Consider the following 26,247-nt stretch of genomic DNA (forward strand, 5'->3'; position numbering starts at 1 on the left):
TAACTTAGAACTGCATGCCCGCAGTACCCAGCACGATCTCGCCGTCGAATTCCTCCCGCGCCGCCGCCACGGTGGCCTCAGCATCGCCCCAGGGCTGGATGTGGATTAACACCAGCGTGCGAACGCCCGCTTCCCGCGCCGCGCGCCCCGCTTCCGCGCCCGACATGTGCATGCCGGGTGCCATGCCCTCGGAGGAAGCACCCCAGGTGGCCTCGCAGAGGAAGAGATCGGCGCCCCGGGCGGCATCGACAAGCGCGGGCGTATAGGACGTGTCGCCGGAATAGGTAATGGTCTTGCCGGTCTTGGCGTGCTCGATGCGCAGCGCATAGGCCTCAACCGGGTGATTGACGGGGAAGGGGGTGATAAAGACGTCATCGACAAGCTGGCGCTCCCCCGCCACCCACGGGCTAAACGCCAAGGTATCGGACATATCGTCGATCCCATTTACCTCGTCAGAGGACAGGCGGCCTAGGTGCGTCGGCGTGGCGGAGGGGCCGAAGCAGAAGTTACGCGAGGCCGCCGGGGCGGTGGGATGGAAGCGGCGCCACACCATGAGGGAGGGAAAATCCGCGCAGTGATCCGCGTGCAGGTGGCTAAAGGCCACGTGAGCATCGCACGGATCCTGCAGTTGAGCTAGCTGGCCCAGCGTGCCCGAGCCCATATCCAGGATGATGGACGGTGCATTGTCGAAGGACACGACATAGCCGGAGGCAGGATTGTCTGCGGTGGGTACGCTACCGGAGCAGCCTAGGATGGTCAGCTTCATGGAACCAATAGTTCCATGAATCCGGCCCAAATGCTGGTACCGCGCGCAAAAGGGGGAGGATTAGCCGATCTGCGGGCCCAAAAAGCGCGTGGCCAGCTGGGCGAAGACCTCTGGATCACCGGTGGATTCGAAGGAATGGACCGGCTGGTTGCCCTCGGGGGCGAGCATGTCCGTTTCCGTGAGCAGGCGCATGACGTCCTTGGTGGTTTCCTCTGAGGAGGTCACCAGGGACACGTTTTCGCCCATGGCGAGCTGGATGATGCCGGTAAGCAGCGGGTAGTGCGTGCATCCCAGGACCAAGGTGTCCACGCCCTGGGCCTGCAGGGGCGCAAGGTAGCCCTCGGCGACGCCGAGGATCTGGCGGCCCGCGGTAATCCCGCGCTCGACAAAGGGAACGAAGTCCGGGCAGGCCGCGGCTACCGCCTCAACATTGGGGTTGACCGCGAACAGGTCCTGGTACGCGCCGGATTTGATGGTGCCCTCAGTGCCGATGACGCCGATCTTGCCATTGCGCGTGGTGGACATGGCGCGGCGCACGGCCGGGCGGATGACCTCCAGGATGGGGATATCATAGCGCTCGCGGGCATCGTGCAGGAAGGCCGCGGTGGCGGTATTGCAGGCGATGACCAGCATCTTGCAGCCGCGCTCCACCAGCTCATCGGCAATATCCTGGGAAAAGGCCCGCACCTGCGAGATGGGCCGCGGCCCGTAGGGGCCGTGGGCGGTATCACCCTTATAGATAACGGATTCTTGCGGCAGCTGCTCCATCACCGCGCGGGCCACGGTCAGCCCGCCGACGCCCGAGTCAAAGATGCCGATGGGAGACGACGCGTTGGGCATTATTTCCTCCCTGCCTTTGCGGGGTTATCGGAAGTGATGAACATGCCGGCCGCTACACCGCCCAGGGCGCCGAAGAGGTGGCCTTGCCAGCTAATGCCCTCGGCGACGGGCAATACGCCCCAAATCAGCCCGGAATAGGAAAAGCCCAGGATAATGCCCAAAATGATCTGCAGCAGGGAGCGATTGAAGACGCCGCGCACCACGAGGTAGGCCAGCCAGCCATAGACCAGCCCGGACGCGCCGATATGCGAGGTTCCGGCTCCGCCCAAAAACCACGTGCCAAGGCCCGCCACCACGGTGGTGATCAAGGTGACCTCCCACCACACCCGGCGCCCGGACAAGCCGATGAGGAAGCAAAACAGGGCACCCGGCAGCGAGTTGGACATCAAGTGCTCCAGGCTGCCGTGCAAGAGCGGCGCCGTGATGATGCCCCACAGGCCGTCTACATCGAGCGGGCGGATGCCGTAATTGGACAGCCCGCCGCCGAAGACGACGGCGTTAATCAAGTGGACCGACCACTCCACCGCAAGGAACCCCAGGGCCAAAGATAGGCCGGTGCTGATGCGGCCACGGCCGCGGTTGTTCGTGCTGGTCGGCGCCGGCTGATTACGTGAAGTTCCACCCATAGTCATAATGGGCAATATCTTAGCCGAGCAAGTCGCGATACGCGCGAAGCCCCAGGCCAGGGCGTGCGGCGGTGACCGCGGTGACGATGGCCTCCTCCACCACGTCGGCCGCCGCGGCGCACAGCTGGACCATATCCACCTCGGCGGGTTCCTGCGCCGTCGACAAGGCGAAAATGGTATCTCCGTCCAGCGGCGAATGCGCGGGGCGAACGGCACGCGCAATCCCGTCGTGGGCCGTCATGGCGAGGCGTTGGGCTTGGGCGGTGGTGACGGGGGCATCGGTAAGCACGGCGCCAATCGTCGTATTCAGCTTCGCCGCGGGGTGCGGCAGGTCGCGGTAGGCGTCCGCGTTGACCGGCGTGCGGCCCGGCGCGCCGTAAAGGCGACCTGTGTGCGGGTCGATGACCTCGCCCACGGGATTGGCCACCATCGCGGCGCTGACCTCGTAGTTTCCGACCTTGCGGGTGGCCAGGCCGAAGCCGCCGCGCAGCTTGCCCGCCGTGGCGCCGACGCCCGTGCCGACCGTGCCGACCGTCTCGTCGTGTCCGGCCATCGCCGCTCGCAGCGCCGCCGCGCCATCCTCCGGTCCCGGGCGGGAGGGGCCCGCCAGCAGATCGAAAATCACCGCCGCCGGCACGATGGGCACGCGCGGGCCGGGCTTGTCCTCGCCAAAGACGGGGAAACCCACCCCGTGCGCTTCCAATTCGCGCATGACGCCATCCGCGGCGGCCAAGCCGAAGGCGGACCCGCCCGCGAGCACGATGGCGTGGACGCGCTCCACCGTATTATGCGGCTGCAAGAGGTCGGTCTCGCGCGTGCCGGGCCCGCCGCCACGCACATCCACGCTGGCTAACGCGCCCTTCGGGCCGCAGTAGAGCACGGTGGCGCCAGTGTCCTCGCCGGAAAAATGGCCAATGCTAATGCCGTCAATCATTAATCCATCAACACTTCCAGCAGGGAATCCTGGCAATAGGCCAGCCATTCCACCAAGGTATCGCGGTCCGTCATGAGGTTTTCGTCGGTCGCGTCCCCGGCCGCGACGTATAAGCGCAGATCATTGAGGCCGGCCACGAAGGCTTGGGCTTCCTGCTCCGAAATGGAGACTTCTACCCCGCCGGTGGGGCCGAGCGCATTGCCGATGACCTGCAGGTTCTGCAGCTTCGCCCGTGCGATGTCATTTTCGTGCAGCGAGCGCAAAAGGGATGCATCGCCGTCGTATTCCTCATCGCCGGGCTTTTGGAAATCCGGGAACAGCCGCGCCAGGGAGGGATCCTCGGGGGCCTCGGTGTGGCCGGCGGGCATGTCCAACATTTCCGCGAGCTCGTCCTTCGGCGCGGACTGGGCGCGGCCGATGATCGCCTCAGAGACGGTGGCGGTGAGGTTGCCAATGACCTCGCGCTCCATGGGCTCGAATACCGCCGTGATTTTGGGCCCACGCATCAGCGATTTCTTCTTTTTCCACGGTTGCATCTATCTACCCTGCCTGTTGCATCGTCGCCCACAGACCCGCGATCTGGAGCTTTTTCACGTCCGCCTCAACCTTGTCCTTTTCGCCGCTGGACACGGCGGCCTTGCCTTCCGTGTGGACCTGCATCATCAGCTCGTTGGCCCGCTTTTTGTCGTAGCCCAAAACGGTTTGGAATACGTAGGACACGTAGCTCATCAAATTGACGGGATCGTCCCAGACGATGCACATCCACGGCAGATTCTCGCTCGCGGCCACATCAACTTCGATTCCTTCATCCAAGTCGGGCGTGGCCATGGGAGAGCTCATACGGACTTCGGGGTGTTGCGGCTTCATGCCTTATAGCCTAATCATTTTTCGCTGGCATTTTGGGCATTGGGTCTCCCCGCAGCTCACCAGGGTGGTGGCCCGGGTGTGCTGAAAGCTTCTTAACCTGTGAGTAGTATCAGGCTCATGAATGACATAGCACGCTCTATCGATCGCTCCACCGCTTTACTCACGGATAAATACGAGCTCACCATGCTGCAGGCTGCGCTTCGCGATGGCACCGCCCACCGCAACGTGACCTGCGAGGTCTTTTCCCGCCGCCTGCCCAATGAGCGTCGCTACGGCGTCGTCGCCGGCACCGACCGCGTGTTGCGCGCGGTAGAGGACTTCCGCTTCTCCCCCGAGCAGCTGGAACAGATGGATTTCCTGGATGAAGATACCCGACAGTACCTGCGCGACTGGCGCTTTTCCGGGCAGATCGACGGCTACCGCGAGGGCGAGCTGTATTTTCCCAACTCACCCATCTTGACCGTGCGCGGCACCTTTGGCGAGTGCGTGGTGCTCGAAACCATCGTGCTTTCTATCCTCAACGCCGATTCCGCCGTCGCCTCTGCCGCATCCCGCATGGTCACCGCCGCCGATGGCCGCCCCATTTTGGAGATGGGCAGCCGCCGCACCCACGAGTACGCGGCCGTAACCGCCGCCCGCGCTGCCTACCTCGCCGGGTTTACCGCCACCTCCAATCTGGAGGCCGGCTTCCGCTACGGCATCCCGGTATCTGGCACCGCCGCCCACGCCTGGACCTTGGCGCACACGAACCCGGATGGCACGAGCAATGAGGAGGCGGCCTTCCGCGCGCAAATCGATACCCTGGGCATCGATACCACCCTGCTGGTGGATACCTATGACATCACCAAGGGCGTCGACACCGCCGTCAAGGTCGGTGGCCCGGAGCTTGGCGGGGTGCGCATCGATTCCGGTGACTTAGGTGCGGTGACCCGGCGCGTGCGCAAGCAGCTCGATGAGCTGGGCAATCACAATACCAATATCGTTGTTTCCTCCGATTTGGACGAGTTCGCCATTGCGGGTCTGCGCGGCGATCCCGTCGATGTCTACGGCGTGGGTACCTCCGTGGTCACCGGCTCTGGTGCCCCAACCGCGGGCATGGTCTACAAGGTCGTCGAGGTTGACGGCGTGCCGGTGGCCAAGCGCTCGTCGTCCAAGCAATCGGTGGGCGGGGCAAAGCGCGCGCTGCGCACCTACCGGTCTTCCGGCGTGGCGGTAGAAGAGGTCGTCTACCCCTTTGCCGCGGAGGCGCCGGATACGGGCCAGCTCACCACCCGCGAATTGACCATTCCCTTGATGCGCGATGGGCACATCGTAGAGGACCTGCCCGATCTTGAGGCCTCTCGCACCTACTTGGACGAGGCCCGCAAGACCCTGCCGTGGGAGGGCCTGGCGCTTTCGCGCGACGATGCCGCCGTGCCCACGCGAATGGTGGGCTTTAAGGACTAGGTCGCTAGACTGTGTGGGGTGAGTGACCCCGCAGATGAGCCCCTAAACCACGACACGGAAACGCTGCTAGGCGCGGCGGTGGATGCGCTCGGCGGCTCCCGCCGCGAAGGCCAGGTTCGCATGGCCAACGCGGTATCCAAGGCCTTGGAATCCGAGCGACACCTCGCCGTTCAGGCGGGCACGGGTACGGGTAAATCCTTGGCCTACCTGGTTCCGGCCATCCGGCATGCGATGAACTCGGGTTCCACCGTCGTCGTCTCCACGGCCACGCTGGCCCTGCAGCGCCAGTTGGTGGAGCGCGACCTCCCGCGGCTGACGGAGGCGCTAGCCGATGTCATGGAGCGCACCCCCACCTTCGCCATCATGAAGGGCCGCAATAATTACGTATGCCTGAATAAGATCGCGGCCACACCGGATGACCCGGAGGCTCTTATCGATGAGTCCGATATCTCCTACCGCGGCAAGGCCGTGCGCCGCATCCACGACTGGGCGCAGGAGACCGAAACCGGTGACCGGGATGATTTAGACTTCGGCGTGCCGGATTTGGTGTGGCGGGCGGTATCGGTGACCTCGAATGAGTGCTTGGGGGCTGGGCGCTGCCCGCACGGTGCGGATTGCTTCGCCGAAGAGGCCCGCAGGGCGGCTGCCGATGTCGATATCATCGTCACCAACCACGCCATGCTCGCGATCGATGCCATCTCTGAGGCCAATATCCTGCCCGAACACGATGTGGCGATCATCGACGAGGCCCACGAGCTCGATGGACGCATTACCTCCGTGTCCACCGCGGAGATTACCTCCCGCGCCATTAAGATGGCGGCGAACCGGGCTAAGTCATTGGGCAATGCCGGAAACCTGGCGGAGTTGGCGGATGAATTCGATGATCTGCTGCGCGTGCAGGAGCCCGGCCGGTGGACGGATTTAGATGAGACGTCGCAGGCACATTTGCGCGCGCTTGCCGACGAGTTCCTGCGCGTTAAATCCCTCATCTCCCGCGCCCCAGAAGGCGAGGCCAACGATGACCCAGAAAAGAACGCCGAGCGCCAAAACTTAAGCAATCACCTCACGGACTTGGCCGAGGCGATCGGGCGAATCCTGGAGGTCTTCGCCACCGATGATCCCGCTGCGCAAGACGATGTGGTGTGGTTGGAAGGCACCGATACCCTCGCCGTCGCGCCGCTGTCTATCGCGCATATGCTGCGCGAGAACCTATTTGGGGAGCAAACGGTGGTTCTTACCTCGGCCACGCTGGCGCTGGGCGGGCGATTCGACGCCATGGCGGCACAATGGGGCCTGCCGTCGGGCACGTATGACACGATCGATGCAGGAACGCCCTTTGACCCGGCAAAATCCGGCATCTTATATACCGCCAAACACCTTCCGTCACCGGGGCGCGACGGCCTGTCCGCCGAAACCTTGGAGGAAATATACGAGCTCATCATGGCCGCCGGCGGGCGCACGCTGGGGTTATTCTCCTCGCGTAGGGCGGCAGAAGAAGCCGCGGAGGCCTTGGCGCCGCGATTGCCGTTTGATTTGTATGTGCAGGGCGAAGATGCCATCGGCACGCTGGTGGACAAGTTCTCCACGAAGGAAAACTCCTGCTTGTTTGGCACCTTGACGCTTTGGCAAGGCGTGGATGTGCCGGGGCCATCGTGTTCGCTGGTCCTCATTGACCGCATCCCCTTTCCGCGGCCCGATAACCCGCTGCTGCAGGCCCGATCCCAGGCAGCCGATGCCGCCGGCCGCTCCGGGTTCATGGAGGTCTCCGCCAATCACGCGGCACTCCTCATGGCGCAGGGATCCGGGCGGCTCTTGCGCCACGTGACGGACCGCGGGGTCGTCGCTGTGCTGGATAACCGGCTAGAATACAAGCGCTACGGCTCATTCCTCAAGGCGTCCATGCCGCGGTTCTGGCAAACCACGAACCCGGAGACGGTGCGCGGGGCGCTTAAGCGATTGGTCGCCGCAGCGCACACACGGTAGCCGAGTCCGGGGCGATCTCGGTAAACCCGGCGTCGATGATGACCACCGCGTCCTCCTGCGCGCAGGCGGTGCGAAATACTTCCGCGTCCACCTCGCGAACAGAGAGCGGGAAACCCTCTGCTGCCCAGGCGGCGGCTTCCTCTTGGCTCATGGCGGCGGCGAGCATCATCGAGCCATGGCCCACTTGGGCGGCGGCCTTGCCCGCGGTCATAGCGAGGCTGCGGTCGACGTAGATAATGGGGGCATCGGCAAGCGGAGGCCCTGGCTCGTCCATCGCGAGATCCGTATGACCGATCTGCAGCTTGCGGATCAACGGGTCCACCTCCCCCACGGCCGAGGGTGCAAAGGCACGCGCGCGGTCGTCAACGGTCACACCGGGCAGCAGCTGCACATCACGCCACGCCTTATTGCGCGCGCGGCGGGCGATCTTACGGATGCGGTGGCCGTACCACTGCGCGAGCGCCGCGGCGAAGGCACCGTCCTCACCGGCGCGGTCATCCAGACAGGTGGCCACCACGGCGCGAGCGGCCGCGGCGAGCACCTCGCTGCGCTCCGGCGGATCCTGCTTGGGCAGGTGGAGCGCGATCTGCATCGCTTGCACGGTGGACGGATCCGCGGGGTCCTCGTGAGAATCCCGGGTGGTACAGGCGGCAACGAGGCGTTGGTGCGCTATCTCGAACTTAGACATTGGCAATTCCCAACATCGGCAGGACGGCGTCGAGGCGGCGCGGTGTGATGCAGGCATCGGCGGCCTCGCGCAGCGCCGGCTTCGCATCAAAGGCAACACCCAACCCGGCAGCGGTGACCATGGCGATGTCATTGGCGCCATCGCCCACCGCGACTGTGGACTCCATCCCGATTCCGGAATCCGCGGCGAATTCGCGCAGAAAGTCTTCCTTGGCCTGGCGGTCGACCACCTTCCCAATAACTTTGCCGGTCAGCTTCTCATCGCGGATTTCCAGAGTATTGGCCCGCACGTAGTCGAGCTGGAGGTCTGTGGCCAAGCCCTCGAGTACCTGAATGAAGCCACCCGAGACCACCGCGGTGCGGTGGCCCAAACGGTGGAGGGTACCTATCGCTTCCTTCGCACCGGGCGTGAGCTCGATATCGCGGGCGACCTCTTCGATGATGGAGGCATCTAGGCCCTCCAGCACCGCGACGCGCTCGCGCAGGGACTCCTCGAAGTCCAATTCGCCACGCATGGCGCGCTCGGTCACCGCGGCCACCTCTGCTTCCTTGCCCGCGTGGGCGGCGAGCATCTCGATAACCTCGCCTTCAATCAGCGTCGAATCGCAGTCGAAGCACACCAAGCGCTTGCCCCGATTGCCCAAGCTCTCGAGGGAGATATCAATGCCGCGGTCCTCGGCAACCTCCCGCAGCGCCCGCCGCGCCGAGTCTGCGTCTTCTAATGTCATCGTAAGCTCCACCGCGGAAAGGGAATCCAATGCTATCCGGCGCATGCGAAACGTCTCCCCTTTCACGGTCTCCTGCACCGCGCTAATATCCTCGGCGGTAATCTCCGCGCCGATGAGTGCGACGGCATAGCTTGGCGCAACGGACACCTCGTGCCCGAAGGGCGCCATGGCCTCCCGCGCTCGTTCTTCTAGGGCAGCGTTACCGCACTGCGCGGTGAGGGCGAGGTGATTGGAGGGGGTGGCGAGGTGGACATCGGCAAGCGGGGCAGAGAAATCAGCCAACGCGGTAAAGAAAGCGGCGGCCGCCCCAGGCTCGTCCGGTCCGAAGCTAGTAATGGTCGTGGTTTCAGCTTGAGTATTCACACCGGCCATTATCCCACAGACGCCAAAGCCGCCCTCCCTACCTCTGAGAGGCTGGGGAAGGCGGCTGTAGTCAGGAGTTAAAGTGCGGGCTTAGTGCTTGCCCACGTGAGCTTCCTCGCGCATGCGCTCAACCATGTGCGGGTAGTGCAGCTCGAATGCCGGACGCTCGGAGCGGATGCGTGGCAAGGAGGTGAAGTTGTGGCCCGGAGGCGGGCAGGAGGTTGCCCACTCCAAGGAGTTGCCGTAGCCCCATGGGTCATCCACGGTAACGACCTCTCCGTAGCGCCAGGACTTGAAGACGTTCCAGACCAGCGGGATAACGGAAGCGCCGAGGACGAAGGAGAAGATGGTGGAAATCTGGTTGAAGACCGTGAAGCCATCGGACTCGAGGTAGTCGGCGTAGCGACGCGGCATACCCATGTTGCCGACCCAGTGCTGAATCAGGAAGGTACCGTGGAAGCCGATGAAGGTCAGCCAGAAGTGAATCTTGCCCAAGCGCTCGTCCAGCATGCGGCCGGTCATCTTCGGGAACCAGAAGTACAGGCCACCGAATGCGGAGAACACAACCGTACCGAACAGGGTGTAGTGGAAGTGCGCAATCAGGAAGTAGGACTCAGCCAAGTGGAAGTCCAGCGCCGGAGCGGCGAGCATAACACCGGTCATACCGCCGAAGAGGAAGGTAGCCATGAAGCCCATGGCCCAAATCATCGGGGTATCCCAGGTGATGTGGCCCTTCCACATGGTGCCAACCCAGTTGAAGAACTTCACACCGGTAGGCACCGCAATCAGGAACGTCATGAACGAGAAGAACGGCAGCAGGATGGCGCCGGTGACGAACAGGTGGTGTGCCCACACGGCCATGGACAGCGAGCCGATGGCCAGGATGGCGAAGACCAAGCCGATGTAGCCGAAGACCGGCTTGCGGGAGAAGACCGGGACGATCTCGGAGACAACGCCGAAGAACGGCAGCGCGAGGACGTAGACCTCAGGGTGGCCGAAGAACCAGAATAGGTGCTGCCACAGGATGGCACCGCCGTTAGCGGAATCGTAGATGTGGCCGCCTAGCTTGCGGTCATACAGCACGCCCAGAGCGGCTGCGGTCAGCAGCGGGAAGATCATCAGCACGATGGCGGAGGCGGTGAAGATACCCCAGCAGAAGACCGGCATGCGGAACATGGTCATGCCCGGTGCGCGCAGGGTCAGGATGGTGGTGATCATGTTGATGGCGGAGGCAATGGTACCGACACCGGTAGCACCCACACCGACGATCCACATATCGGCGCCGATACCGGGGGTATGGACGCCATCGGCAAGCGGCATGTACATGGTCCAGCCGAAGTCAGCCGCACCACCAGGGGTGATAAAGCCCAGCAGCATGACGACACCGCCGAGCAGGGTAACCCAGAAACCAAAGGCGTTCAGACGCGGGAAGGCCACGTCCGGCGCGCCGATCTGGAGAGGCAGGATGTAGTTACCAAAGCCCCAGACAACTGGCGTAGCAAACAGCAGCAGCATCACAGTGCCGTGCATGGTGAACAGCTGGTTGAACTGCTCATTGGACAGGAACTGCAGACCCGGGGTGAAAAGCTCCGCACGGATCAGCAATGCCATAAAGCCACCGAGGAAGAAGAAGCTGAAGGCCATGATCAAGTACATGATGCCCAGCTGCTTGTGGTCGGTGGTGGTTAAAAATACCCAAGCCTTTGAACCGGTCTTTTCCCTACCGGTTGGCTCTGGACGTGTGGGAGCGACGTAATCGTCGACCCGTGGCGCCACAGCGGTCATAGAATCCTCCTGAATAACAAAGTGTCAGCGGACTGGGTCCACCTACACCTAGGTTTACCTCGATTATATTAGGACATTTTCCCCTGTTCTTGCCAGCTTCCCTTAAAGGTCTGCCAGCTTGGGGGTATTCCCTCAATAACCACAACCGTCACATAGCCCCTGCACGTGGGGCGGGCATCATTTAAGGCCTACGTTCTCTCACCCAGGTTGTGGTGTCGCATGTCACAGCGTGCGCCAGATACGCAGGTCAAAAACCGAAAAACGCACCCCCGCTCGTTATCAACCTTTCGGTTGAGGTTAAAGCGAGGGTGCGCGGGAAAGGTTAGAAGTCCCAGTCGTCATCCGTGGTGTCCTCGGCCTTGCCGATGACATAGGACGAACCCGAACCGGAGAAGAAGTCATGGTTCTCATCGGCATTGGGCGAAAGAGAAGACAAGATGGCCGGCGAGACGCGGGTCTCATCGGCCGGGAAGAGGCCCTCAAAGCCCAAGTTATTCAGGGCCTTATTGGCGTTGTAGCGCAGGAAGCGCTTGACGTCTTCGGTCCAGCCCAGCTCGTCGTAGAGATCCTCGGTGTAGTCGATCTCGTTGTCATAGAGCTCGAAGGCCAGGTCGAAGGTGTAGTCCTTCAATTCTTCCTGGCGCTTTTCATCCAGCTTCTTGTATTCCTGCTGGAATTTATAGCCAATGTAGTAGCCGTGCACGGCCTCATCGCGGATGATCAGCCGGATGATATCGGCGGTATTGGTCAGCTTCGCGCGGGAAGAGAAGTACATCGGCAGATAGAAGCCGGAGTAGAACAAGAAGGACTCCAGCAGCGTGGAGGCCACCTTCTTCTTCAACGGATCATCGCCGTTGTAGTAGGACAAGATGATCTTCGCCTTCTTCTGCAGGTTCTCGTTCTCCTCGGACCAGCGGAAGGCGTCATTGATCATCGGCGTGGAGGCCAAGGTCATAAAGATATTGGAATAGGACTTGGCGTGCACCGACTCCATGAAGGCAATATTGGTATATACCGCTTCCTCGTGCAGGGTCTGCGAATCCGGCAGCAGGGAGATCGCGCCCACCGTGCCCTGGATGGTATCCAGCAGCGTCAGGCCGGTGAAGACCCGCATGGTGGTTTCTTTTTCTTTTTCCGTCAGCGTCTTCCAGCTGGGGAGGTCATTAGAGACTGGGACCTTTTCCGGGAGCCAGAAATTACCGGTCAACCGCTCCCATACCTCGAGGTCTTTGTCATCGGGGATGGTATTCCAGTTGATAGCTTTTACCGGGCTGTCATGACTAGCAACGTAGTCATCGTATTCGTGCGACACGCGATGTCACTCCAATGCTTCACTGTGTAGAATTTCGAGTCCCAGCATACCCAATGCCGCCCCGCCTCAGCCCGCCGCACCGCGCCTATATTAAAAGCGCAGTGCACAGCCAGGAAAGGACGCCCTCACCATGGCAGAAACCACTCCCCTTTTAGGCCCTGTAGTAGACCAACTGGGCACGGATATAGTCAGCGGGGACATGGCGGAAGGCACGCGGTTTCGCCTTGGGGACATCGAAAAGCGCTTTGGCATCTCCCGCACCGTGGCGCGCGAGGCCATGCGCACCCTCGAGCATCTAGGGATGGTTTCCTCTGGGCGCCGGGTGGGCCTCAAGGTGCTGCCGCGCGGTAGCTGGGCGGTCTATGATCCCGCCGTTATTTCGTGGCGGCTGGGCCACGATAGAACGCGCGTGGAACAGGTCGCGCGCCTCAACGAGCTGCGCCTTGGCATCGAACCGGTGGCGGCGCAGCTTGCCGCGCGCAATGCCAGCCCACAGCAGCGCCGCGAATTGCTGCGGCTAGCAGGAAGGCTCAGCGAGCTCGAGACCACCCCTTCCCCACGGGTGGGCGAAGAACTCGAAACCGACCTGCAATTCCATACCCTCATCCTGGAGGCCTCCGGCAACGAGATGATTGCCGCGCTGGCGCCAGCCTTGCTGGCCATCTTGAAGGGTAAGTCCGTCTTTGGTTCCCGCAAGCGGGATCCGATTCGCGGCACGACGCAGCTACATATGGATTTAGCGCGGGAGATTGACGCCGGCGAGGCCGAAGCCGCCGAGCGCACCTCCCGCGCTATCCTGGACCGCGCCCGCGCTTAGAGCATGCAGGAAACGCAGCCCTCGATCTCGGTGCCTTCCAGTGCCATCTGGCGCACGCGGATGTAGTACAAGGTCTTAATACCCTTGCGCCAAGCGTAAATCTGCGCCTTATTCACATCGCGGGTGGTGGCGGTGTCCTTGAAGAACAGCGTCAGCGATAGCCCTTGGTCCACGTACTTCGTGGCCTCAGCGTAGGTATCAACGATCTTCTCGTAGCCAATCTCGTACGAGTCCTTGAAGTATTCCAAGTTGTCGTTATCCATATGCGCTGCCGGGTAGTACACGCGGCCGATCTTGCCTTCCTTGCGGATTTCAATCTTGGAGGCAATCGGGTGGATGGACGAGGTGGAATTGTTGATATAGGAAATCGAGCCCGTCGGCGGCACTGCCTGGAGGTTGCGGTTGTAGAGGCCGTACTTGGCGACGTCCTCCTTCAGCTCCGCCCAGTCTTCTGCGGTGGGGGTGTAAATGGAGGAGGCATCGAAAAGAGCCTTGACCTTTTCCGTGCGCGGCTGGAACTCCGCCGGATCGTAGGAGTCGAAGAACTCGCCGCTGGCGTAGTCAGATTCGGGGAACTCGGTGAAGGTCGTGTCGCGCTCGCGGGCGATCTTATTGGAGGCGCGCAGGGCGGCGTACATGATGGCCGCGAAGTAGGCGTTGGTGAAGTCCAAGCCCTCCTCGGAGCCGTACTCGATGTGCTCGCGGCCCAAGTAGCCGTGCAGGTTCATCTGGCCCAGGCCGATGGCGTGCGAGTCATCGTTGCCCTTGCGCACGGATGGAACGGAATCGATGGAGGTCTTATCCGCCACCGAGGTCAGCCCGCGAATCGCGGTCTCCACCGTTTGGGAGAAGTCCGGCGAGTCCATGGTCATGGCGATATTCAGCGAACCCAGGTTGCAGGAAATATCGTTGCCCACCTGGTCATAAGAAAGATCCGCATTGAGCTCGGAAGCGGAGTTGACCTGCAAGATCTCCGAGCACAGGTTGGACATATTAATCCGGGAGGTCTTGACCGGGTTGGCGCGGTTTACCGTATCTTCATACATGATGTACGGGTAGCCGGACTCGAACTGCAACTCCGCCACGGTTTGGAAGAAGTGGCGCGCGTTGATCTTCTTCTTCCGGATGCGCGGGTCCTCGACCATTTCTTCGTAGTGCTCGGTAACGGAGATATCGCCGAAGGCCTTACCGTAGACGCGCTCGACGTCGTACGGCGAGAACAGGTACATATCGTCGTTCTTCTTGGCCAGCTCGAAGGTGATATCCGGGATCACTACGCCCAAGGACAGGGTCTTAATGCGGATCTTTTCATCCGCGTTCTCGCGCTTGGTGTCGAGGAAGTTCATGATGTCCGGGTGGTGGGCGTTGAGGTACACCGCGCCCGCGCCCTGGCGCGCACCGAGCTGGTTGGCGTAGGAGAATGCATCCTCCAGCATCTTCATCACTGGGATGACGCCGGAAGACTGGTTCTCGATGTGCTTGATCGGCGCGCCGGATTCGCGGATATTGGACAGCAGCAGGGCCACGCCGCCGCCGCGCTTGGACAGCTGCAGCGCGGAGTTGATGGAACGGCCGATGGATTCCATATTGTCTTCGATGCGGAGCAGGAAGCAGGAAACCAATTCTCCGCGCTGCTGCTTGCCGGCATTCAGGAAGGTCGGCGTAGCCGGCTGGAAGCGGCCGGTCATGATCTCATCGACGAGGCGCTCTGCCAGCTCACCATCGCCATCACCAAGGAAAAGCGCCGTCATAGAGACGCGGTCCTCAAAGCGCTCCAAGTACCGGCGGCCGTCGAAGGTCTTCAGCGTGTAGCTGGTGTAGTACTTATAGGCGCCAAGGAAGGACTTGAAGCGGAACTTATAAGAGTAGGCGCGCTTGAATAGGGACTTGATGAATTCGAAGTCATAAGCCTCAATGACCGCTGGGTCATAGTACTTATTGCGCACCAGGTAATCGATCTTTTCCTCCAGGTCGTGGAAGTAGACCGTGTTCTGATTAACGTGCTGCAAGAAGAACTGATTGGCGGCCTCGCGGTCCTTATCAAATTGAATCTTGCCGTCTCCGTCGTAGAGATTCAGCATGGCGTTGAGCGCGTGGTAATCCAGCTGCTCTTCCTGCGATACTGGCTCTGCTACGGTCTTTCCCAATTGCGTACTCACAGCTGACGCGGCCTTTCTTAAAATCAGGATTCTATTAGGTGTGTCGCACCGCGGCTAGGCGGCCTCATCCAGTCCCAGCTGGGAAGCATTAGCCAGCAGGCCTTCGCGACAAATTTTTATATCTTCATCGTTGCCGAGCAATTCGAAACGATATACATAGGGCACCTTACATTTGGCGCTGATGACGTCACCAGCCTTGCCAAAATCGGCGCCGAAGTTGCTATTTCCTCCGGCGATAACCGCCCGAATAAAACTGCGGTTGTGCTCATTATTAAGGAATCTAATTACCTGCACCGGTACGGGCCGGGAGTTTTGGTGGCTAATGGAGGCTCCCCCGCCGTAGGTGGGGCACACCAAGACGAAAGGCTCGTTAACCACTAGCGGCTCATCGGTGCGGCGCAAGGGGATTCGTGCGCTAGGGAAACCTAGCTTCTGCACGAACCGGTGCGTATTTTCCGTAGTAGAGGAAAAATACACGACCAACATGACGGCACCTCCCTCCTCGGCTGCTTACGCAGAGGCGGCTAGTGCTGCAAGGTTCTTGATGCGGTCAGGGCGGAAGCCGGACCAGTGCTCGCCGTTAGCTTCCACGACGGGTGCCTGGACGTAGCCCAGAGCCATAATGTAGTCACGGGCTTCATCGTCCACGGTGACATCTACCACGTTGTAATCCAGACCCGCGCGATCAAGGGCCTTCTTGGTGGCGTTGCACTGAACGCAAGCGGGCTTGGTGTAGACGGTGATAGACATAATAACTCCCTAAAATCCTTTTGCGAGATAGCTTTTGCTCGTAGAAAGCGGAGGTTCTGACCCCTTTTCGGGCCACTTCCTGCACCGCTCTGAGCGACACCAACGACACTATACTTTGGGGGAATTGACCGCAACTGACACAACATATAGTAGTTACACCCATGATATTCCCAGGAGGGCCAGGGGCGAGACCCCACATGTTGACCACCCCGGCACCCAACCGTGGAACTACACGCCTGCCATTCCTGCAGGTTTACCTTCTGTTCACCTAAACATGTGGCAAAGTTCACATTCTGGCGTCGAACCCCAGCAACGAAAAAATCCGCCCCACTCCGAATGCTCGGAGGAGGCGGACTTCCTTAAGTTTCAATTAGCCCTGACGAGCCTTGAAACGGGGATCCTTCTTGTTGATCACGAAGACCTTACCGTGGCGGCGAATAACCTGGGCGCCCGGCTTCTTCTTCAGCGACCGAAGGGACTTACGGACCTTCATCGGGCGCTCCTTTCGTTATGCGCAATCTACATGCGGTTGAGTAAATAAAGCACGGACTGGGAATCCCCAGCCATGACACGAGGAATAATTTTACCCCACGCGGCCATTAAGACCAAAACACTAGGGCTTAACGGGGTGCGGATTCCCGCGAGTAGCGGGTTTTCATCTCCTCGCCTACCTCATCCAGGCTACGTCCCATGGTCTCTGGTACCAAAATGCGGGTGTAGCCGATGGCGATGAGCCCCAGCACGCCGAAGACGCCAAAGGCCACCGGGCCGGTGAGCCACTCCACCAGCGGCAGGAAGTACTGGGCCACGGCCCAGTTGGTGGCCCACAGCGAGAGCCCAGCGATGCCCATGCCGAGGCCACGCACCTGCAGGGGTACGAGCTCAGAGATAAGCAACCAGGTCGTCGGCGAGACCGCTGCTTGCTGGAAGGCAATGAACGAGGCCATAAAGACCAGCGAGACCATCGCCATCGTGGTGGAATCGGCGGCGTGCGAGTACGCCACGGACAAGATGAAGAGCGAAATCACGTTGCCGGTCAGGCCGATGAGCAGCAGGCGTTTGCGACCGATGCGGTCGACCACCTTGAGGCCCACCCAGCAGGCGATGACGGAGACCACACCAATGACAATCGAGGTATAGACCGAGTTGGTGGTAGAAATCCCCACCTGGCTCATCATGGTGGGCGCGAAGTAGACGATGGCATTAACGCCGGTAATCTGCTGGGTCAGGCCCATCAGCATGGCGAGCAATACCGTCACCTGCATCCAGCGATTGGCCTTCAGTGCCTTCCACTCGGAGCCGCTGGAACGGCGCGCCGTTTCTTGGGAGGTAAGCTCTGCCAGATCCATCCCGGCGCGGCCTGCGACCTCGCGGGCCCGCCCCATTTTGTTATGCGTAGCCAACCAGACTGGTGTTTCTGGCAAGAAGATCATGCCCACTGCGAGGGCCGCGCCCGGTACGGCCGCAAGCCCCAGCATCCATTCCCAGCTTTCCGTGGGCGCGAGGGCAGAATTTACAAGGTAGGCCAACAGCTGACCCACCACGATCAGCAGGGTATTCAGGGAAACCATGCGCCCGCGGATCTTGGCTGGCACCATCTCCGAGATATACATGGGCGAGACAATGGATACCGCACCAACGGCAAAGCCCAAGAAGGTACGGGCCGTGGCCAGCATGGTCACCGATCCAGCCAGCGCGCACCAGATGGAGCCCAAAACGAAAATGATGCCGCCGGCAATCAGCGTAAAGCGGCGGCCAAAACGGTCCGCGATGCGGCCTGCGGTCAACGCGCCCACCGCGGCACCCACCAGCAGCATGGAGGTCACCCAGCCCTCTTGGTGGGCGGTCATATTAAATTCCGGGGTGATATACAGCAAAGCACCGGACATCACGCCGGTGTCGTATCCAAATAATAAACCGCCAAGGGCGGCAATTCCTGCAACTACCTTGACATAACTTTCTTTATTCACAGCACGCAATTGTGTCAGGAGACTACGATGAACGTCATGTCACCCGATGCCGAAAACTTGCAACAATCCATCATAAAACAGCTGGATGTACGCCCCTTTATCGATCCAGAAGAGGAAATTGCCCGCCGCGTGGATTTCCTCGTGGAATACTTGGAAATGACCCATGCCAAAGGCTACGTGCTAGGCATTTCCGGCGGCCAGGATTCCACCTTGGCGGGAAAACTCACCCAGCTAGCAGTAGAGCGGGTAGAAGGCGCCGAATTTTGGGCCGTGCGCCTGCCCCACGGCACGCAGGCGGATGAGGATGATGCCCAAATCGCCCTCGATTTCATCCAGCCCGATCACCGGCTCACCGTTGATATTCAACCGGCCACCGCGGCGCTAAGCCACGAGGTCGCCCGTGCGGTAGGCCAAGATTCCTTGAACGATTTCAACCGCGGCAATGCCAAGGCGCGCCTGCGCATGACCGCGCAATACGCCATCGCCGGCGAGGTGGGCGCGCTCGTTGTGGGCACGGACCACGCCGCCGAAAACGTCACCGCGTTCTACACCAAGTGGGGCGATGGCGCGGCAGACCTACTCCCCCTGGCCGGGCTGAATAAGCGCCAAGGCGCGGCTTTGCTCAAGCACCTGGGCGCGCCGGAGTCCACCTGGTCCAAGGTCCCTACCGCGGATTTGGAAGACGATAAGCCGCAGCTTCCCGATGAAGAGGCGCTCGGCGTCACCTACGCCCACATCGATGACTACTTAGAGGGCAAGGCGGTTCCCGATGCCGCCCGCGAGCGCATCGAAACCCTGTGGCGACGCGGCATTCACAAGCGCCAAATGCCCCAGGGGCCAGCCGCCTAGGCCAGCGCCTCTAGAGTGGCCAGCGCCGCGCGCTCCAGCGGCCGGTTATACGCCGAGCCGTGGGTCAGCGCGTGCACGGCCAGCGGGTGCAGTTGGTGCATGGGAATCCAGGTTTCAATATCTTTCGGCGCCCCATAGCCGCGGAAGATTTCTTCTATATAGGGCGCGCCGAATAGCGCCAGCATGCCCAAATCAGTGTGCGGGTGCCCGCCGTGGGCTGCGGGATCGATCATGATGCCACCCTGGGCATCGAAAAGCAGGTTGCCCGCCCACAGGTCACCGTGGATGCGCGCGGGCGCCACGTCCCAGCTACGGGCGGCAATGGCATCGCAGGCCCGCTTGACCAGGTCCCGCTGCGCGGTACTGATTCCGGCCGGCTCCGCAAAGGGCAGCACGCGCTGCTGGGTATAAAATTCACCCCAGTTATCGGTGGGCATGCACTCCTGTTCAATGGTGCCGATGAAGTTTTTGCCTTCCCATCCCTCCGGCGCGCTGCCAAAAGCCTGCGCCCCAGCGCGGTGCACGCGCGCGAGCTCCGCACCAAATTTTCGCGCGGCCTCTGGGGTAGGCGCTACCTCGTCAATGCGCTTGGTTACGATTTCCTTCCCGTCCGCGCGCACGACGGTGACTACCGCATCCGTGGCTTCCGCCAGCCACCGCAATCCGGCGGCTTCGGCGCCTGCTTGATCTTCATCGCGTACTCGCTTCGAGAAAGTCTGCATGACCGCCAGCATAACGATTTTCGCTGCTCCATTTTTGCTTGTCCCCGAAAACCTTTAGGATCATCGTGGCCTTAATCATCCCCTATCAGTGTGGCTTTCGTCCCTGCGAAAGCCTTGAGGTACACCATGAAAAACTTCAGTAAACTTGCCGCGATTGCCGCTTGCACTGCCGCACTCGTGGGAGGCAGCACCGTCGCTACCGCGGCCGTGCCTGGCAATACGGTCCTGACTGGCGATAGCGTCGTCGCCAACCCTAATTTCCTTGACTACGTACAAAACCGCGCCGGTGTAAAAGAAAACACCAAAGTCGGTTGCATTACCGATAACTCCATCGCCAACGAAATGACGCGGGTGTCCGGTGCGCATGTGGATCAATACCAGTGCGCCGGCGCATCCTTCGGCACCGGCGGCCAGCACATCGATGACACCCTGCGCACGGCCGCCCGCAACGGCGATCTGAATCCCGAGACCCGCAATGTGGTCATCCATGCCGGCGCAAATGACACCTACCCGCACAAGGACAATATCGCAGCTTCCGAGCACTTCCTGCGCACCGGCATGCGCAGCGCCATCGATGTCGCCCACCACTTTGCGCCGAATGCGAAGGTAACCATCGTGGGCTACCCGCGGGTATCCAATAACAACTCCGCGTGCCTGACCTCTGCCACCATTCCGATTCCGGCTAGCCGGGTGGCTTCTACCGAAGAGCGCCTGCAAAACACCCTGCGCGAGGTAGCTGCGCAGAACGGCGCTTCCTTCTTGGATGCCCACCCGATATCCACGGGCCACGATAACTGCTCTCCTGACCGCTGGTGGGTCAACCTAGTAGACCCGCTGCCACCGGCGCCAGGTAACCTGCCGCTGCACCTCAACGCCAACGGCACCCACGCGCTGGGCGAGCTCATCGGCCACTCGCTGAAGTAAGAAAAAGAGTCTCGAGAAGCTATCTAGCCTCTCGAGACTCTTAATTTGTGGAGCTAACGGGATTCGAACCCGTGACCCCCACACTGCCAGTGTGGTGCGCTACCAGCTGCGCCATAGCCCCATATACGAGGTGCAACCCTGTGGGCCGCAACTCGTATGAATATACATGGCAAGTATTTAACTCACCAAATCGCCTGCTACTTGGTGGCGATGTCTACCCAGTCATTCAAGGACTGGCCGGATTCGCGGTCCGGAATATCCTTGCCGTCTTGGACGATGCGCGGCGAGGAAACCGAGCCGGTTGCCTTGTTCAGCTTGTCGTAGTTGGCCTTGGCCACCTTATTGCCCTGCTTGATATCCACGTTCTTGATGGAATCAACCACGTCATCCTCGGCACCGAGTTCCTTGGCTTGGTCAGCGATGTCCTCGATATCCCACTTAGTGGCGATGCTCTGCTGGTTCTTCATCATGTAGTCGCGCAAATTCCAGTAGGTCTTTACGTCGCCAGACTTAGCCAGCTCCGACATGGCTGCGACGGCCTTGGTGGAGTAACCGTCCTCGTTTTCGACATCCTCGCCGTCTAGGAAGTTCAGCGTGCGCACGTGGACAATCAGCTTGCCGTCCTCAATCGCCTGCTTCATGTCCTCATCGGTGTTTTCCGCCAGATCCGCGCAGTGGGGGCAGGAGAAGTCTTCGTACAGGTCTACCTCTGGAGTATCGTCATCGGCCGCATCGGACTTCAGGGTAATCGCGTTGTCCTTATAGTCCATGGACATGTTGACGTCTTGCACCTCGATTTCATTGGCCTGCTTACCATTCCACACGATGTAGCCAATGACCACAGCGATAATGACGAGGAGGACGCCGACGCCCCAGATGAAACCATTGCCAGACTTGGCATTCGGGTCACTTACTTTGCTCATTTAAACCTTGCCTGTTGATACTTTCGGACTCTTGCAACCTACTGTGCCCACCGCTACGGGTGGAGCGCAAATTTCGTGAACGGACGTTTGATGGTCCATGCGGTAAGGGCGAGGAAGGCGGCATCGCGAAGCAGCGTCAGCCCATAGTTCATGCCGGGCTCCGCAGTAGCGTCACCGGCGCCAAAGCACCCGCAATCGATATCCAGCCCACGCAGCCATGCCTGGAGGATGCCAACCATGAAAAGCACCATGACCACCGCCGCAACCTTGGAGGATTCGCGGAGAAAAATCCCCAGCAAGAGCAGCCCTCCCCCGACCAACTCCAGCGGGCCAATGAGCTGGGCTAAATACCCAGACCATTCCGGCGTGAAAATCTCATAGGCCTTGATGGATTGCATGGTATCCAGCGGGTGCGCCATCTTTTCTACGCCAGCGATGATCCACACCGCGGCCATGCCAAAGCGGGCGATAAAGCTCACCACATCAAACGTCTTATTCACGCCGATTAGTTTAGCGTTTAACCTCCCCTTTTCAGATACATTGCCCTGTGCTTTTCCTGAGACTTCGCCCACTATGATGTAGCCCATGCCGCACTCCCTCATCATCGGTTCCGGTGCCGCGCTCGGTGCCGGCGCCCGCTATCTCTTAACCATCGCTCTCGGCGACGGAATGCTCCCGCTCCTCATCCTTAATATCGTCGGCAGCGCGCTGATGGGATATACCCGCCCAGGGCCCTTCTGGGGCACCGGATTCTTGGGCGGTTTTACCAGTTTCGCCGGTTTTGCTTTCTTCACCGCGGACTCCCACTGGAGCATCGCCCTGGCCTATGTCGCGGCCACGCTCGTGGGCTGCACCGCCGCCTACCTCGCTGGGGATAAGCTGCGATGAACCTGCTCTTCGTCCTTATCGGCGGCTTTTTCGGCGGCGCGGCGCGCTACGGCTTTACCCGCCTGCTGCCCTCGCCGTATTGCACCTTCGCATCCAATATCCTGGGTTCCTTGGTCTTCGGCCTGGCGGTGGGCTTTGCGCAGCTTGCCGATGCCCCCTTCGCCCATCCCCTCTTCGCCCTCGGCCTCGCCGGTGGCCTATCCACCTGGTCCACCATGGCGAAAGAGCTAGGGGAAATGGTCAAGCAGCGGCACTGGTGGCCGCTGTGTAAGTACCTATTTTGGACCATCGGGATCGGAGTGGTCCTAGCATGGCGCGGGGTGATGTGGGCCGGGCTTATCTATCACGGGATTTAGGTACGCAATTCCCAACTCGCCCCTAGCTACAGTGCCCCTACGACTTCTCTGCGTGCACTTCTTCCTGTACTTGGATCCGGCGGCAAAGAAGTTCCAGCCCGAAGCGCACCCATGGTTCCTGTGCTACGACGACGAGCTGAAACTTCTTAATATCAGTCAAGGCCTAGATGCCTAAGCCTTAATCCGCAATCGCCTCCAGCGGCGGCGTCTTTGCCGCGCGTTGCGATGGCCATACCGCTGCGATGACGCCCACAACCGCGGATCCCAGCAGCATGATCACCAGCATGCCCCACGGAACCTCGGCACCGCCAAGGCCTTGGTCATTCAGGATCTCGATGAAGGACCAGCCCAAGCCGAGGCCGATGAGGATGCCCATGATTGCGCCAAAGAGCGAAATCTGCACCGACTCCAGCGTGATCATCCGGCGGATTTGGCGGCGCTGCGTACCCACCGCACGCAACATGCCAATCTCCTGGCGGCGCTCGATAACACCCAAGGTCAAGGTATTGACAATGCCCAGCACGGCAATGATCACGGCGAGTGCGAGAAGACCGTAGAGAATGGCCAGCATCTGGTCGATGAAGCCAGCGGCCTGACCCGCATATTCCTTACCGGTGTTGACCTGCACCACCACGAGATCCTTGACGGCATCCTCGAGGTTCTGGCGTAGCTCTTCCTTGTCGTAGCCTTCTTTACCTAATACGCCCACCATCTGCACAGAGAATTCTCCGTCAGCGGCGACTTCTTCTGCCACGTCCTGCGAAACCACCATATTTTGAATGGTCTCGATGGGCTCAAAGGTGCCGACCAGTTTGGCTTCCGCAGTCTTGCCCGGCTTGCTGCCGGTGACCTCGTAGGTCTCCCCTACCTTCCAGCCATTTTCTTTGGCGAAGTCTTCCGTGGCGGCAAAGCCGCCTTCAATATTGGCATCGCCTTCTACCATGTTCATCGCCAGCATCGAGGTGGGGTCAGCATCCACCGTCACGGTAAACAAACCGCCAGTGCCAAAGTCCAAGGAGGCCTGACCGTCCACGGCAACCGGTGCCGAGCCAACGGTAATGACCTTATCCACACCGTCTGCCTCTGCGGCACGCTCGCCGGTTTCCTTCGGCGTCGGGAAGCTTCCGGAGCTTGGACCGGACAAGATGTAGTCCGACGTAATAGTTTGGTCCACCGTATCCGAGATGGAGGCCTTCATTGTCTGGCCCAGCATGCCGATGCTCGTGACCAATGCCACGCCCAAGGTCAGGGCAAAGGCCGTGGCGGCAGTGCGGCGCGGGTTACGCCGCGAGTTGGTAGCGGCCAGTTTGCCGATGGACCCGAAAGGCGCCCCAATTGCCTTACCCAGCGTTGGCACCAGCGGCAAAGAGAGCGCCGGTCCTGCCAAGAAGAAGCCGATAATCACCCCGACGGCGCCGAGGCCGACGAGGATGGCGCGGACGTTCGTTTCGGCATCGCTAAGCACGCCCGCAAACGCCGCAATAATGCCGCCAATCATGAGGATCGCACCGAAAATCGTGCGGACCTTCAGCGAAGAACCGGAGGCCGACTCCGTCGTGCGCATCGCTTCAACCGGCTCCACGGCACCCGCGCGCCGCGCCGGAGCCCATGCGGAGACCACAGTGACAATCGTGCCCAAAATGATCGGAACTACCACGGCGGAAACGCTCAGGCCCAGGCCACCGCCAATGTCCATACCGTTGGCGCCCATAACCGCCTTGATCACGGCGACCAATCCCACGCCGGCAACGACACCGACGATGGATCCCAGAACGCCCACGATGACGGATTCCACCACAACGGAATTGGTGATCTGGCGGCGCGACGCGCCCAAAGCACGCAAGAGCGCGAACTCCTTGATGCGCTGGGCCACGATCATGGAGAACGTATTGGCAATAATAAAGGTGCCCACCAACAAGGCGATCAGACCAAAGGCAACGAGGAAGTAGTTCACGAACTTCAATGCCTCGGTCATTGCCTCACTGGTCTGCTCTGCAAGGCGCTCACCTGACTCGGCTTTGATGTCGAATTTGTCATTGAGGTCATCGACAAGCGCATTCGCATCCACACCATCGGCGGCAGAGACCTTCAGCTGGGAGGGATCACCAAAGCGTTCTAGGTAATCCGACTCGTCCATGCGCAGTTCGATGCTATCGCCCTGCTCCACCGGCGGCTCCACGATGCCCGTAACCTTAACCTCATCCTGGCTATCCGGATGAACCACCAAAAGCTTCTGACCAACGGAGATATCGTATTTCTCCGCAGCGGACGAATTGATCGTTACCTCATCTTTGGCCTTTGGCTCATCGCCTTCCGTGAGTTCGCTCGCGCCACCGACGGTTTTATCCGCGGAATAGTACGGCACGAGGCTCGCAGTACCGCTTTGGGTTTGGAAGGCCTCCGAGTTTTCATCGGCAACAACCACAGTCTGCGAGTCAGCGACGTTGATGTTTTTAACGTCGTCATCATCAAGCAGCTGCTTGCGCAGCCCTTCATCCAGCTTCTGGTCGCTGTCATCGTTCTCACTGACCACCGCGTCTACCCCGCGGAATTGGTTATCCACCGCAGAATCAAAAGTGGCCTTCAATGAGTTAGTGAACATGAAAGAGCCAGCAATAAAGGCGGTGCCCAAAACCACCGCCAGAATTGTCAGGCCAAGGCGCAATTTATGCGCCAAAATATTGCGCACGGATACCCTGCGCATTGCGTTTCCGCGTGCCATTTAACCCTCAATCTCTGCCATTACATTGTGAATGGCCTCCATCGTTGGATCCTGCAGTTCATTAACGAGCTTGCCATCAGCAAGGAAAACAACACGATCGGCGTACGACGCCGCCTTAGCATCGTGCGTCACAATGACCACAGTCTGGTTATCCTGGTCCACCGCAGTGCGCAGAATATCCAATACCTCGGCCGAAGAATTGGAATCCAAGTTACCCGTAGGCTCATCGCCAAAAATAATCTCCGGCCGCGACACTAAGGCGCGAGCACAGGCCACACGCTGCTGCTGACCACCAGACAGCTCCGCCGGACGGTGCTCCAAGCGCTCCGCCAGCCCCAGGCGACGTGTGACTTCTTCGAACCACTGCTTATCGACGTCCTTGCCCGCAATATCGGTCGGCAGCGTGATGTTTTCCGCAGCCGTCAAGGTGGGAACCAAGTTGAAGGACTGGAAGATGAATCCCAGACGGTCTCGGCGCAGCGCCGTAATTTCCTTGTCATTGAGGTGGGACATATCGGTATCTCCGATAAACGCCGAGCCAGAGGTAGCAGAGTCCAACCCTGCCATCGTGTGCATCAACGTGGACTTGCCCGAGCCCGAAGGGCCCATAATGGCCGTGAATTGGTTCTTTCCAAACTCAATGGAAACGTGATCAAGGGCGATAACGGCCGTGTCATCGCTTCCGTATTGCTTAAACAATTCAACGGCGCGTGCCGCGGCATCAGTCATAAAGCGTGTTCTCCTTGTAAATGGGAAATTACCTTTCTACATAGTAACCCGCCTGGTCGCAGTGTCCCATCATCCCATGGGCTGATTTGGGGGCACTGGTG

Annotated in this window: 27 protein-coding genes and 1 tRNA gene; 7 read left to right on the plus strand and 21 right to left on the minus strand. The window is 60.5% G+C overall.

Features of this window, described 5'->3' with window-relative positions:
• Positions 1–4 precede the first annotated feature (4 nt).
• From EL217_RS09100 to clpS, 6 genes are read right to left on the minus strand one after another with little or no spacing between them, the layout of a single operon-like run.
• A complete protein-coding gene (locus tag EL217_RS09100) occupies positions 5–766 on the minus strand; it encodes an MBL fold metallo-hydrolase (protein WP_126319697.1) in 762 nt (253 codons plus the stop codon).
• Positions 767–826: 60 nt separating this feature from the next.
• Complete coding sequence (gene murI, locus EL217_RS09105; protein WP_005284527.1) at positions 827–1,606, minus strand: glutamate racemase; 780 nt, start codon at positions 1,604–1,606, stop codon at positions 827–829.
• Positions 1,606–2,238 (minus strand): rhomboid family intramembrane serine protease, encoded by a 633-nt coding sequence (locus EL217_RS09110; protein ID WP_126319699.1) that lies wholly within the window; start codon positions 2,236–2,238, stop codon positions 1,606–1,608. The genes murI and EL217_RS09110 overlap by 1 nt, the downstream gene beginning before the upstream one ends.
• A 13-nt stretch (positions 2,239–2,251) precedes the next feature.
• The gene (locus EL217_RS09115; protein ID WP_126319701.1) at positions 2,252–3,166 is read right to left on the minus strand and encodes a P1 family peptidase; all 915 of its coding nucleotides are present in this window, start codon (positions 3,164–3,166) and stop codon (positions 2,252–2,254) included.
• On the minus strand, positions 3,166–3,702 hold the full coding sequence (locus EL217_RS09120; protein WP_126319703.1) for a DUF2017 domain-containing protein: 537 nt from the start codon (positions 3,700–3,702) through the stop codon (positions 3,166–3,168). The genes EL217_RS09115 and EL217_RS09120 overlap by 1 nt, the downstream gene beginning before the upstream one ends.
• A gap of 4 nt (positions 3,703–3,706) precedes the next feature.
• Positions 3,707–4,033, minus strand: coding sequence for an ATP-dependent Clp protease adapter ClpS (gene clpS, locus EL217_RS09125; RefSeq protein ID WP_005277757.1), 327 nt, complete (start codon positions 4,031–4,033; stop codon positions 3,707–3,709).
• Positions 4,034–4,150: 117 nt separating this feature from the next.
• On the opposite strand from clpS, the gene EL217_RS09130 reads away from it, so the two are divergent.
• Both EL217_RS09130 and EL217_RS09135 read left to right on the plus strand, forming a co-directional pair.
• Positions 4,151–5,479 (plus strand): nicotinate phosphoribosyltransferase, encoded by a 1,329-nt coding sequence (locus tag EL217_RS09130; protein WP_126319705.1) that lies wholly within the window; start codon positions 4,151–4,153, stop codon positions 5,477–5,479.
• 18 nt (positions 5,480–5,497) lie between these two features.
• Positions 5,498–7,462 carry an ATP-dependent DNA helicase gene (locus tag EL217_RS09135; protein ID WP_126319708.1) on the plus strand — a complete coding sequence of 655 codons (1,965 nt, stop codon included), beginning with the start codon at positions 5,498–5,500 and terminating at the stop codon, positions 7,460–7,462.
• On the opposite strand, the gene EL217_RS09140 is transcribed toward EL217_RS09135, so the two are convergent.
• From EL217_RS09140 to nrdF, 4 genes are all read right to left on the minus strand, one after another.
• Positions 7,428–8,150, minus strand: coding sequence for a peptidyl-tRNA hydrolase (locus tag EL217_RS09140; RefSeq protein WP_126319710.1), 723 nt, complete (start codon positions 8,148–8,150; stop codon positions 7,428–7,430). The genes EL217_RS09135 and EL217_RS09140 overlap by 35 nt on opposite strands.
• Positions 8,143–9,249 carry a phosphoserine phosphatase SerB gene (serB, locus tag EL217_RS09145; RefSeq protein WP_126319711.1) on the minus strand — a complete coding sequence of 369 codons (1,107 nt, stop codon included), beginning with the start codon at positions 9,247–9,249 and terminating at the stop codon, positions 8,143–8,145. The genes EL217_RS09140 and serB overlap by 8 nt, the downstream gene beginning before the upstream one ends.
• 81 nt (positions 9,250–9,330) lie before the next feature.
• A complete protein-coding gene (gene ctaD / locus EL217_RS09150) occupies positions 9,331–11,025 on the minus strand; it encodes a cytochrome c oxidase subunit I (RefSeq protein ID WP_005277744.1) in 1,695 nt (564 codons plus the stop codon).
• Positions 11,026–11,347: 322 nt separating this feature from the next.
• Positions 11,348–12,337 (minus strand): class 1b ribonucleoside-diphosphate reductase subunit beta, encoded by a 990-nt coding sequence (nrdF, locus tag EL217_RS09155; protein ID WP_023016968.1) that lies wholly within the window; start codon positions 12,335–12,337, stop codon positions 11,348–11,350.
• A gap of 130 nt (positions 12,338–12,467) precedes the next feature.
• On the opposite strand from nrdF, the gene EL217_RS09160 reads away from it, so the two are divergent.
• The gene (locus EL217_RS09160; RefSeq protein WP_023016967.1) at positions 12,468–13,154 is read left to right on the plus strand and encodes a FadR/GntR family transcriptional regulator; all 687 of its coding nucleotides are present in this window, start codon (positions 12,468–12,470) and stop codon (positions 13,152–13,154) included.
• Here the strand turns inward: EL217_RS09160 and nrdE are convergent.
• From nrdE to EL217_RS09185, 5 genes are all read right to left on the minus strand, one after another.
• Positions 13,151–15,313, minus strand: coding sequence for a class 1b ribonucleoside-diphosphate reductase subunit alpha (nrdE, locus tag EL217_RS09165; RefSeq protein ID WP_126319713.1), 2,163 nt, complete (start codon positions 15,311–15,313; stop codon positions 13,151–13,153). The genes EL217_RS09160 and nrdE overlap by 4 nt on opposite strands.
• A 54-nt stretch (positions 15,314–15,367) precedes the next feature.
• Complete coding sequence (gene nrdI / locus EL217_RS09170) at positions 15,368–15,799, minus strand: class Ib ribonucleoside-diphosphate reductase assembly flavoprotein NrdI (protein ID WP_005277734.1); 432 nt, start codon at positions 15,797–15,799, stop codon at positions 15,368–15,370.
• Between the two features lie 24 nt (positions 15,800–15,823).
• Positions 15,824–16,063, minus strand: coding sequence for a glutaredoxin-like protein NrdH (gene nrdH, locus EL217_RS09175; protein ID WP_005284554.1), 240 nt, complete (start codon positions 16,061–16,063; stop codon positions 15,824–15,826).
• A 370-nt stretch (positions 16,064–16,433) separates the two neighbouring features.
• Entirely contained in the window at positions 16,434–16,556 is a 123-nt protein-coding gene (ykgO, locus tag EL217_RS09180) for a type B 50S ribosomal protein L36 (RefSeq protein ID WP_003847162.1), read from the minus strand.
• A gap of 127 nt (positions 16,557–16,683) precedes the next feature.
• Positions 16,684–18,033, minus strand: a complete 1,350-nt coding sequence (locus EL217_RS09185) for a sugar porter family MFS transporter (RefSeq protein ID WP_126319715.1) — start codon at positions 18,031–18,033, stop codon at positions 16,684–16,686.
• 27 nt (positions 18,034–18,060) lie between these two features.
• Between EL217_RS09185 and nadE the strand changes: the two genes are divergently transcribed.
• Positions 18,061–18,882, plus strand: a complete 822-nt coding sequence (gene nadE / locus EL217_RS09190; RefSeq protein WP_126319717.1) for an ammonia-dependent NAD(+) synthetase — start codon at positions 18,061–18,063, stop codon at positions 18,880–18,882.
• Here the strand turns inward: nadE and EL217_RS09195 are convergent.
• The gene (locus EL217_RS09195; RefSeq protein ID WP_126319718.1) at positions 18,879–19,616 is read right to left on the minus strand and encodes a fructosamine kinase family protein; all 738 of its coding nucleotides are present in this window, start codon (positions 19,614–19,616) and stop codon (positions 18,879–18,881) included. The two genes, nadE and EL217_RS09195, sit on opposite strands and share 4 nt — an antisense overlap.
• 114 nt (positions 19,617–19,730) lie before the next feature.
• Here EL217_RS09195 and EL217_RS09200 point away from each other — a divergent pair, with 114 nt between their 5' ends.
• Positions 19,731–20,528, plus strand: a complete 798-nt coding sequence (locus tag EL217_RS09200; RefSeq protein WP_232018258.1) for a GDSL-type esterase/lipase family protein — start codon at positions 19,731–19,733, stop codon at positions 20,526–20,528.
• 48 nt (positions 20,529–20,576) lie between these two features.
• Here EL217_RS09200 and EL217_RS09205 read toward each other — a convergent pair.
• The 3 genes from EL217_RS09205 to EL217_RS09215 all read right to left on the minus strand — a co-directional run bounded on the left by EL217_RS09205 (position 20,577) and on the right by EL217_RS09215 (position 21,951).
• A tRNA-Ala gene (locus EL217_RS09205) sits at positions 20,577–20,649 on the minus strand.
• A gap of 76 nt (positions 20,650–20,725) precedes the next feature.
• The gene (locus EL217_RS09210; protein ID WP_126319722.1) at positions 20,726–21,451 is read right to left on the minus strand and encodes a DsbA family protein; all 726 of its coding nucleotides are present in this window, start codon (positions 21,449–21,451) and stop codon (positions 20,726–20,728) included.
• A 53-nt stretch (positions 21,452–21,504) separates the two neighbouring features.
• On the minus strand, positions 21,505–21,951 hold the full coding sequence (locus EL217_RS09215) for a MauE/DoxX family redox-associated membrane protein (RefSeq protein WP_126319724.1): 447 nt from the start codon (positions 21,949–21,951) through the stop codon (positions 21,505–21,507).
• A gap of 85 nt (positions 21,952–22,036) precedes the next feature.
• On the opposite strand from EL217_RS09215, the gene EL217_RS09220 reads away from it, so the two are divergent.
• Positions 22,037–22,339 (plus strand): fluoride efflux transporter family protein, encoded by a 303-nt coding sequence (locus EL217_RS09220; RefSeq protein ID WP_023029190.1) that lies wholly within the window; start codon positions 22,037–22,039, stop codon positions 22,337–22,339.
• Positions 22,336–22,695 carry a fluoride efflux transporter FluC gene (locus EL217_RS09225; protein ID WP_023016958.1) on the plus strand — a complete coding sequence of 120 codons (360 nt, stop codon included), beginning with the start codon at positions 22,336–22,338 and terminating at the stop codon, positions 22,693–22,695. The genes EL217_RS09220 and EL217_RS09225 overlap by 4 nt, the downstream gene beginning before the upstream one ends.
• 178 nt (positions 22,696–22,873) lie before the next feature.
• On the opposite strand, the gene EL217_RS09230 is transcribed toward EL217_RS09225, so the two are convergent.
• The gene (locus EL217_RS09230; RefSeq protein ID WP_126319726.1) at positions 22,874–25,417 is read right to left on the minus strand and encodes an ABC transporter permease; all 2,544 of its coding nucleotides are present in this window, start codon (positions 25,415–25,417) and stop codon (positions 22,874–22,876) included.
• The gene (locus EL217_RS09235; RefSeq protein ID WP_005277682.1) at positions 25,418–26,146 is read right to left on the minus strand and encodes an ABC transporter ATP-binding protein; all 729 of its coding nucleotides are present in this window, start codon (positions 26,144–26,146) and stop codon (positions 25,418–25,420) included. It abuts the gene before it with no gap.
• Positions 26,147–26,247: the final 101 nt, after the last annotated feature.

It is taken from the genome of Corynebacterium segmentosum, from assembly GCF_900637825.1.
In the GTDB taxonomy this organism is placed as follows: Bacteria; Actinomycetota; Actinomycetes; order Mycobacteriales; family Mycobacteriaceae; genus Corynebacterium; species Corynebacterium accolens.

Excerpts from the sequence above, each read along its gene's own strand:
- EL217_RS09195 (WP_126319718.1), bottom strand. The coding sequence starts at position 19,616 with ATGCTGGCGGTCATGCAGACTTTCTCGAAGCGAGTACGCGATGAAGAT.
- nadE (WP_126319717.1), top strand. The coding sequence starts at position 18,061 with ATGAACGTCATGTCACCCGATGCCGAAAACTTGCAACAATCCATCATA.
- EL217_RS09210 (WP_126319722.1), bottom strand. The coding sequence starts at position 21,451 with ATGAGCAAAGTAAGTGACCCGAATGCCAAGTCTGGCAATGGTTTCATC.
- EL217_RS09100 (WP_126319697.1), bottom strand. The coding sequence starts at position 766 with ATGAAGCTGACCATCCTAGGCTGCTCCGGTAGCGTACCCACCGCAGAC.
- EL217_RS09120 (WP_126319703.1), bottom strand. The coding sequence starts at position 3,702 with ATGCAACCGTGGAAAAAGAAGAAATCGCTGATGCGTGGGCCCAAAATC.
- EL217_RS09230 (WP_126319726.1), bottom strand. The coding sequence starts at position 25,417 with ATGGCACGCGGAAACGCAATGCGCAGGGTATCCGTGCGCAATATTTTG.
- EL217_RS09235 (WP_005277682.1), bottom strand. The coding sequence starts at position 26,146 with ATGACTGATGCCGCGGCACGCGCCGTTGAATTGTTTAAGCAATACGGA.
- EL217_RS09130 (WP_126319705.1), top strand. The coding sequence starts at position 4,151 with ATGAATGACATAGCACGCTCTATCGATCGCTCCACCGCTTTACTCACG.
- murI (WP_005284527.1), bottom strand. The coding sequence starts at position 1,606 with ATGCCCAACGCGTCGTCTCCCATCGGCATCTTTGACTCGGGCGTCGGC.
- EL217_RS09110 (WP_126319699.1), bottom strand. The coding sequence starts at position 2,238 with ATGACTATGGGTGGAACTTCACGTAATCAGCCGGCGCCGACCAGCACG.
- EL217_RS09200 (WP_232018258.1), top strand. The coding sequence starts at position 19,731 with ATGAAAAACTTCAGTAAACTTGCCGCGATTGCCGCTTGCACTGCCGCA.
- serB (WP_126319711.1), bottom strand. The coding sequence starts at position 9,249 with ATGGCCGGTGTGAATACTCAAGCTGAAACCACGACCATTACTAGCTTC.
- EL217_RS09160 (WP_023016967.1), top strand. The coding sequence starts at position 12,468 with ATGGCAGAAACCACTCCCCTTTTAGGCCCTGTAGTAGACCAACTGGGC.
- EL217_RS09140 (WP_126319710.1), bottom strand. The coding sequence starts at position 8,150 with ATGTCTAAGTTCGAGATAGCGCACCAACGCCTCGTTGCCGCCTGTACC.
- EL217_RS09220 (WP_023029190.1), top strand. The coding sequence starts at position 22,037 with ATGCCGCACTCCCTCATCATCGGTTCCGGTGCCGCGCTCGGTGCCGGC.
- ykgO (WP_003847162.1), bottom strand. The coding sequence starts at position 16,556 with ATGAAGGTCCGTAAGTCCCTTCGGTCGCTGAAGAAGAAGCCGGGCGCC.
- ctaD (WP_005277744.1), bottom strand. The coding sequence starts at position 11,025 with ATGACCGCTGTGGCGCCACGGGTCGACGATTACGTCGCTCCCACACGT.
- nrdI (WP_005277734.1), bottom strand. The coding sequence starts at position 15,799 with ATGTTGGTCGTGTATTTTTCCTCTACTACGGAAAATACGCACCGGTTC.
- clpS (WP_005277757.1), bottom strand. The coding sequence starts at position 4,033 with ATGAAGCCGCAACACCCCGAAGTCCGTATGAGCTCTCCCATGGCCACG.
- EL217_RS09115 (WP_126319701.1), bottom strand. The coding sequence starts at position 3,166 with ATGATTGACGGCATTAGCATTGGCCATTTTTCCGGCGAGGACACTGGC.
- nrdH (WP_005284554.1), bottom strand. The coding sequence starts at position 16,063 with ATGTCTATCACCGTCTACACCAAGCCCGCTTGCGTTCAGTGCAACGCC.
- EL217_RS09225 (WP_023016958.1), top strand. The coding sequence starts at position 22,336 with ATGAACCTGCTCTTCGTCCTTATCGGCGGCTTTTTCGGCGGCGCGGCG.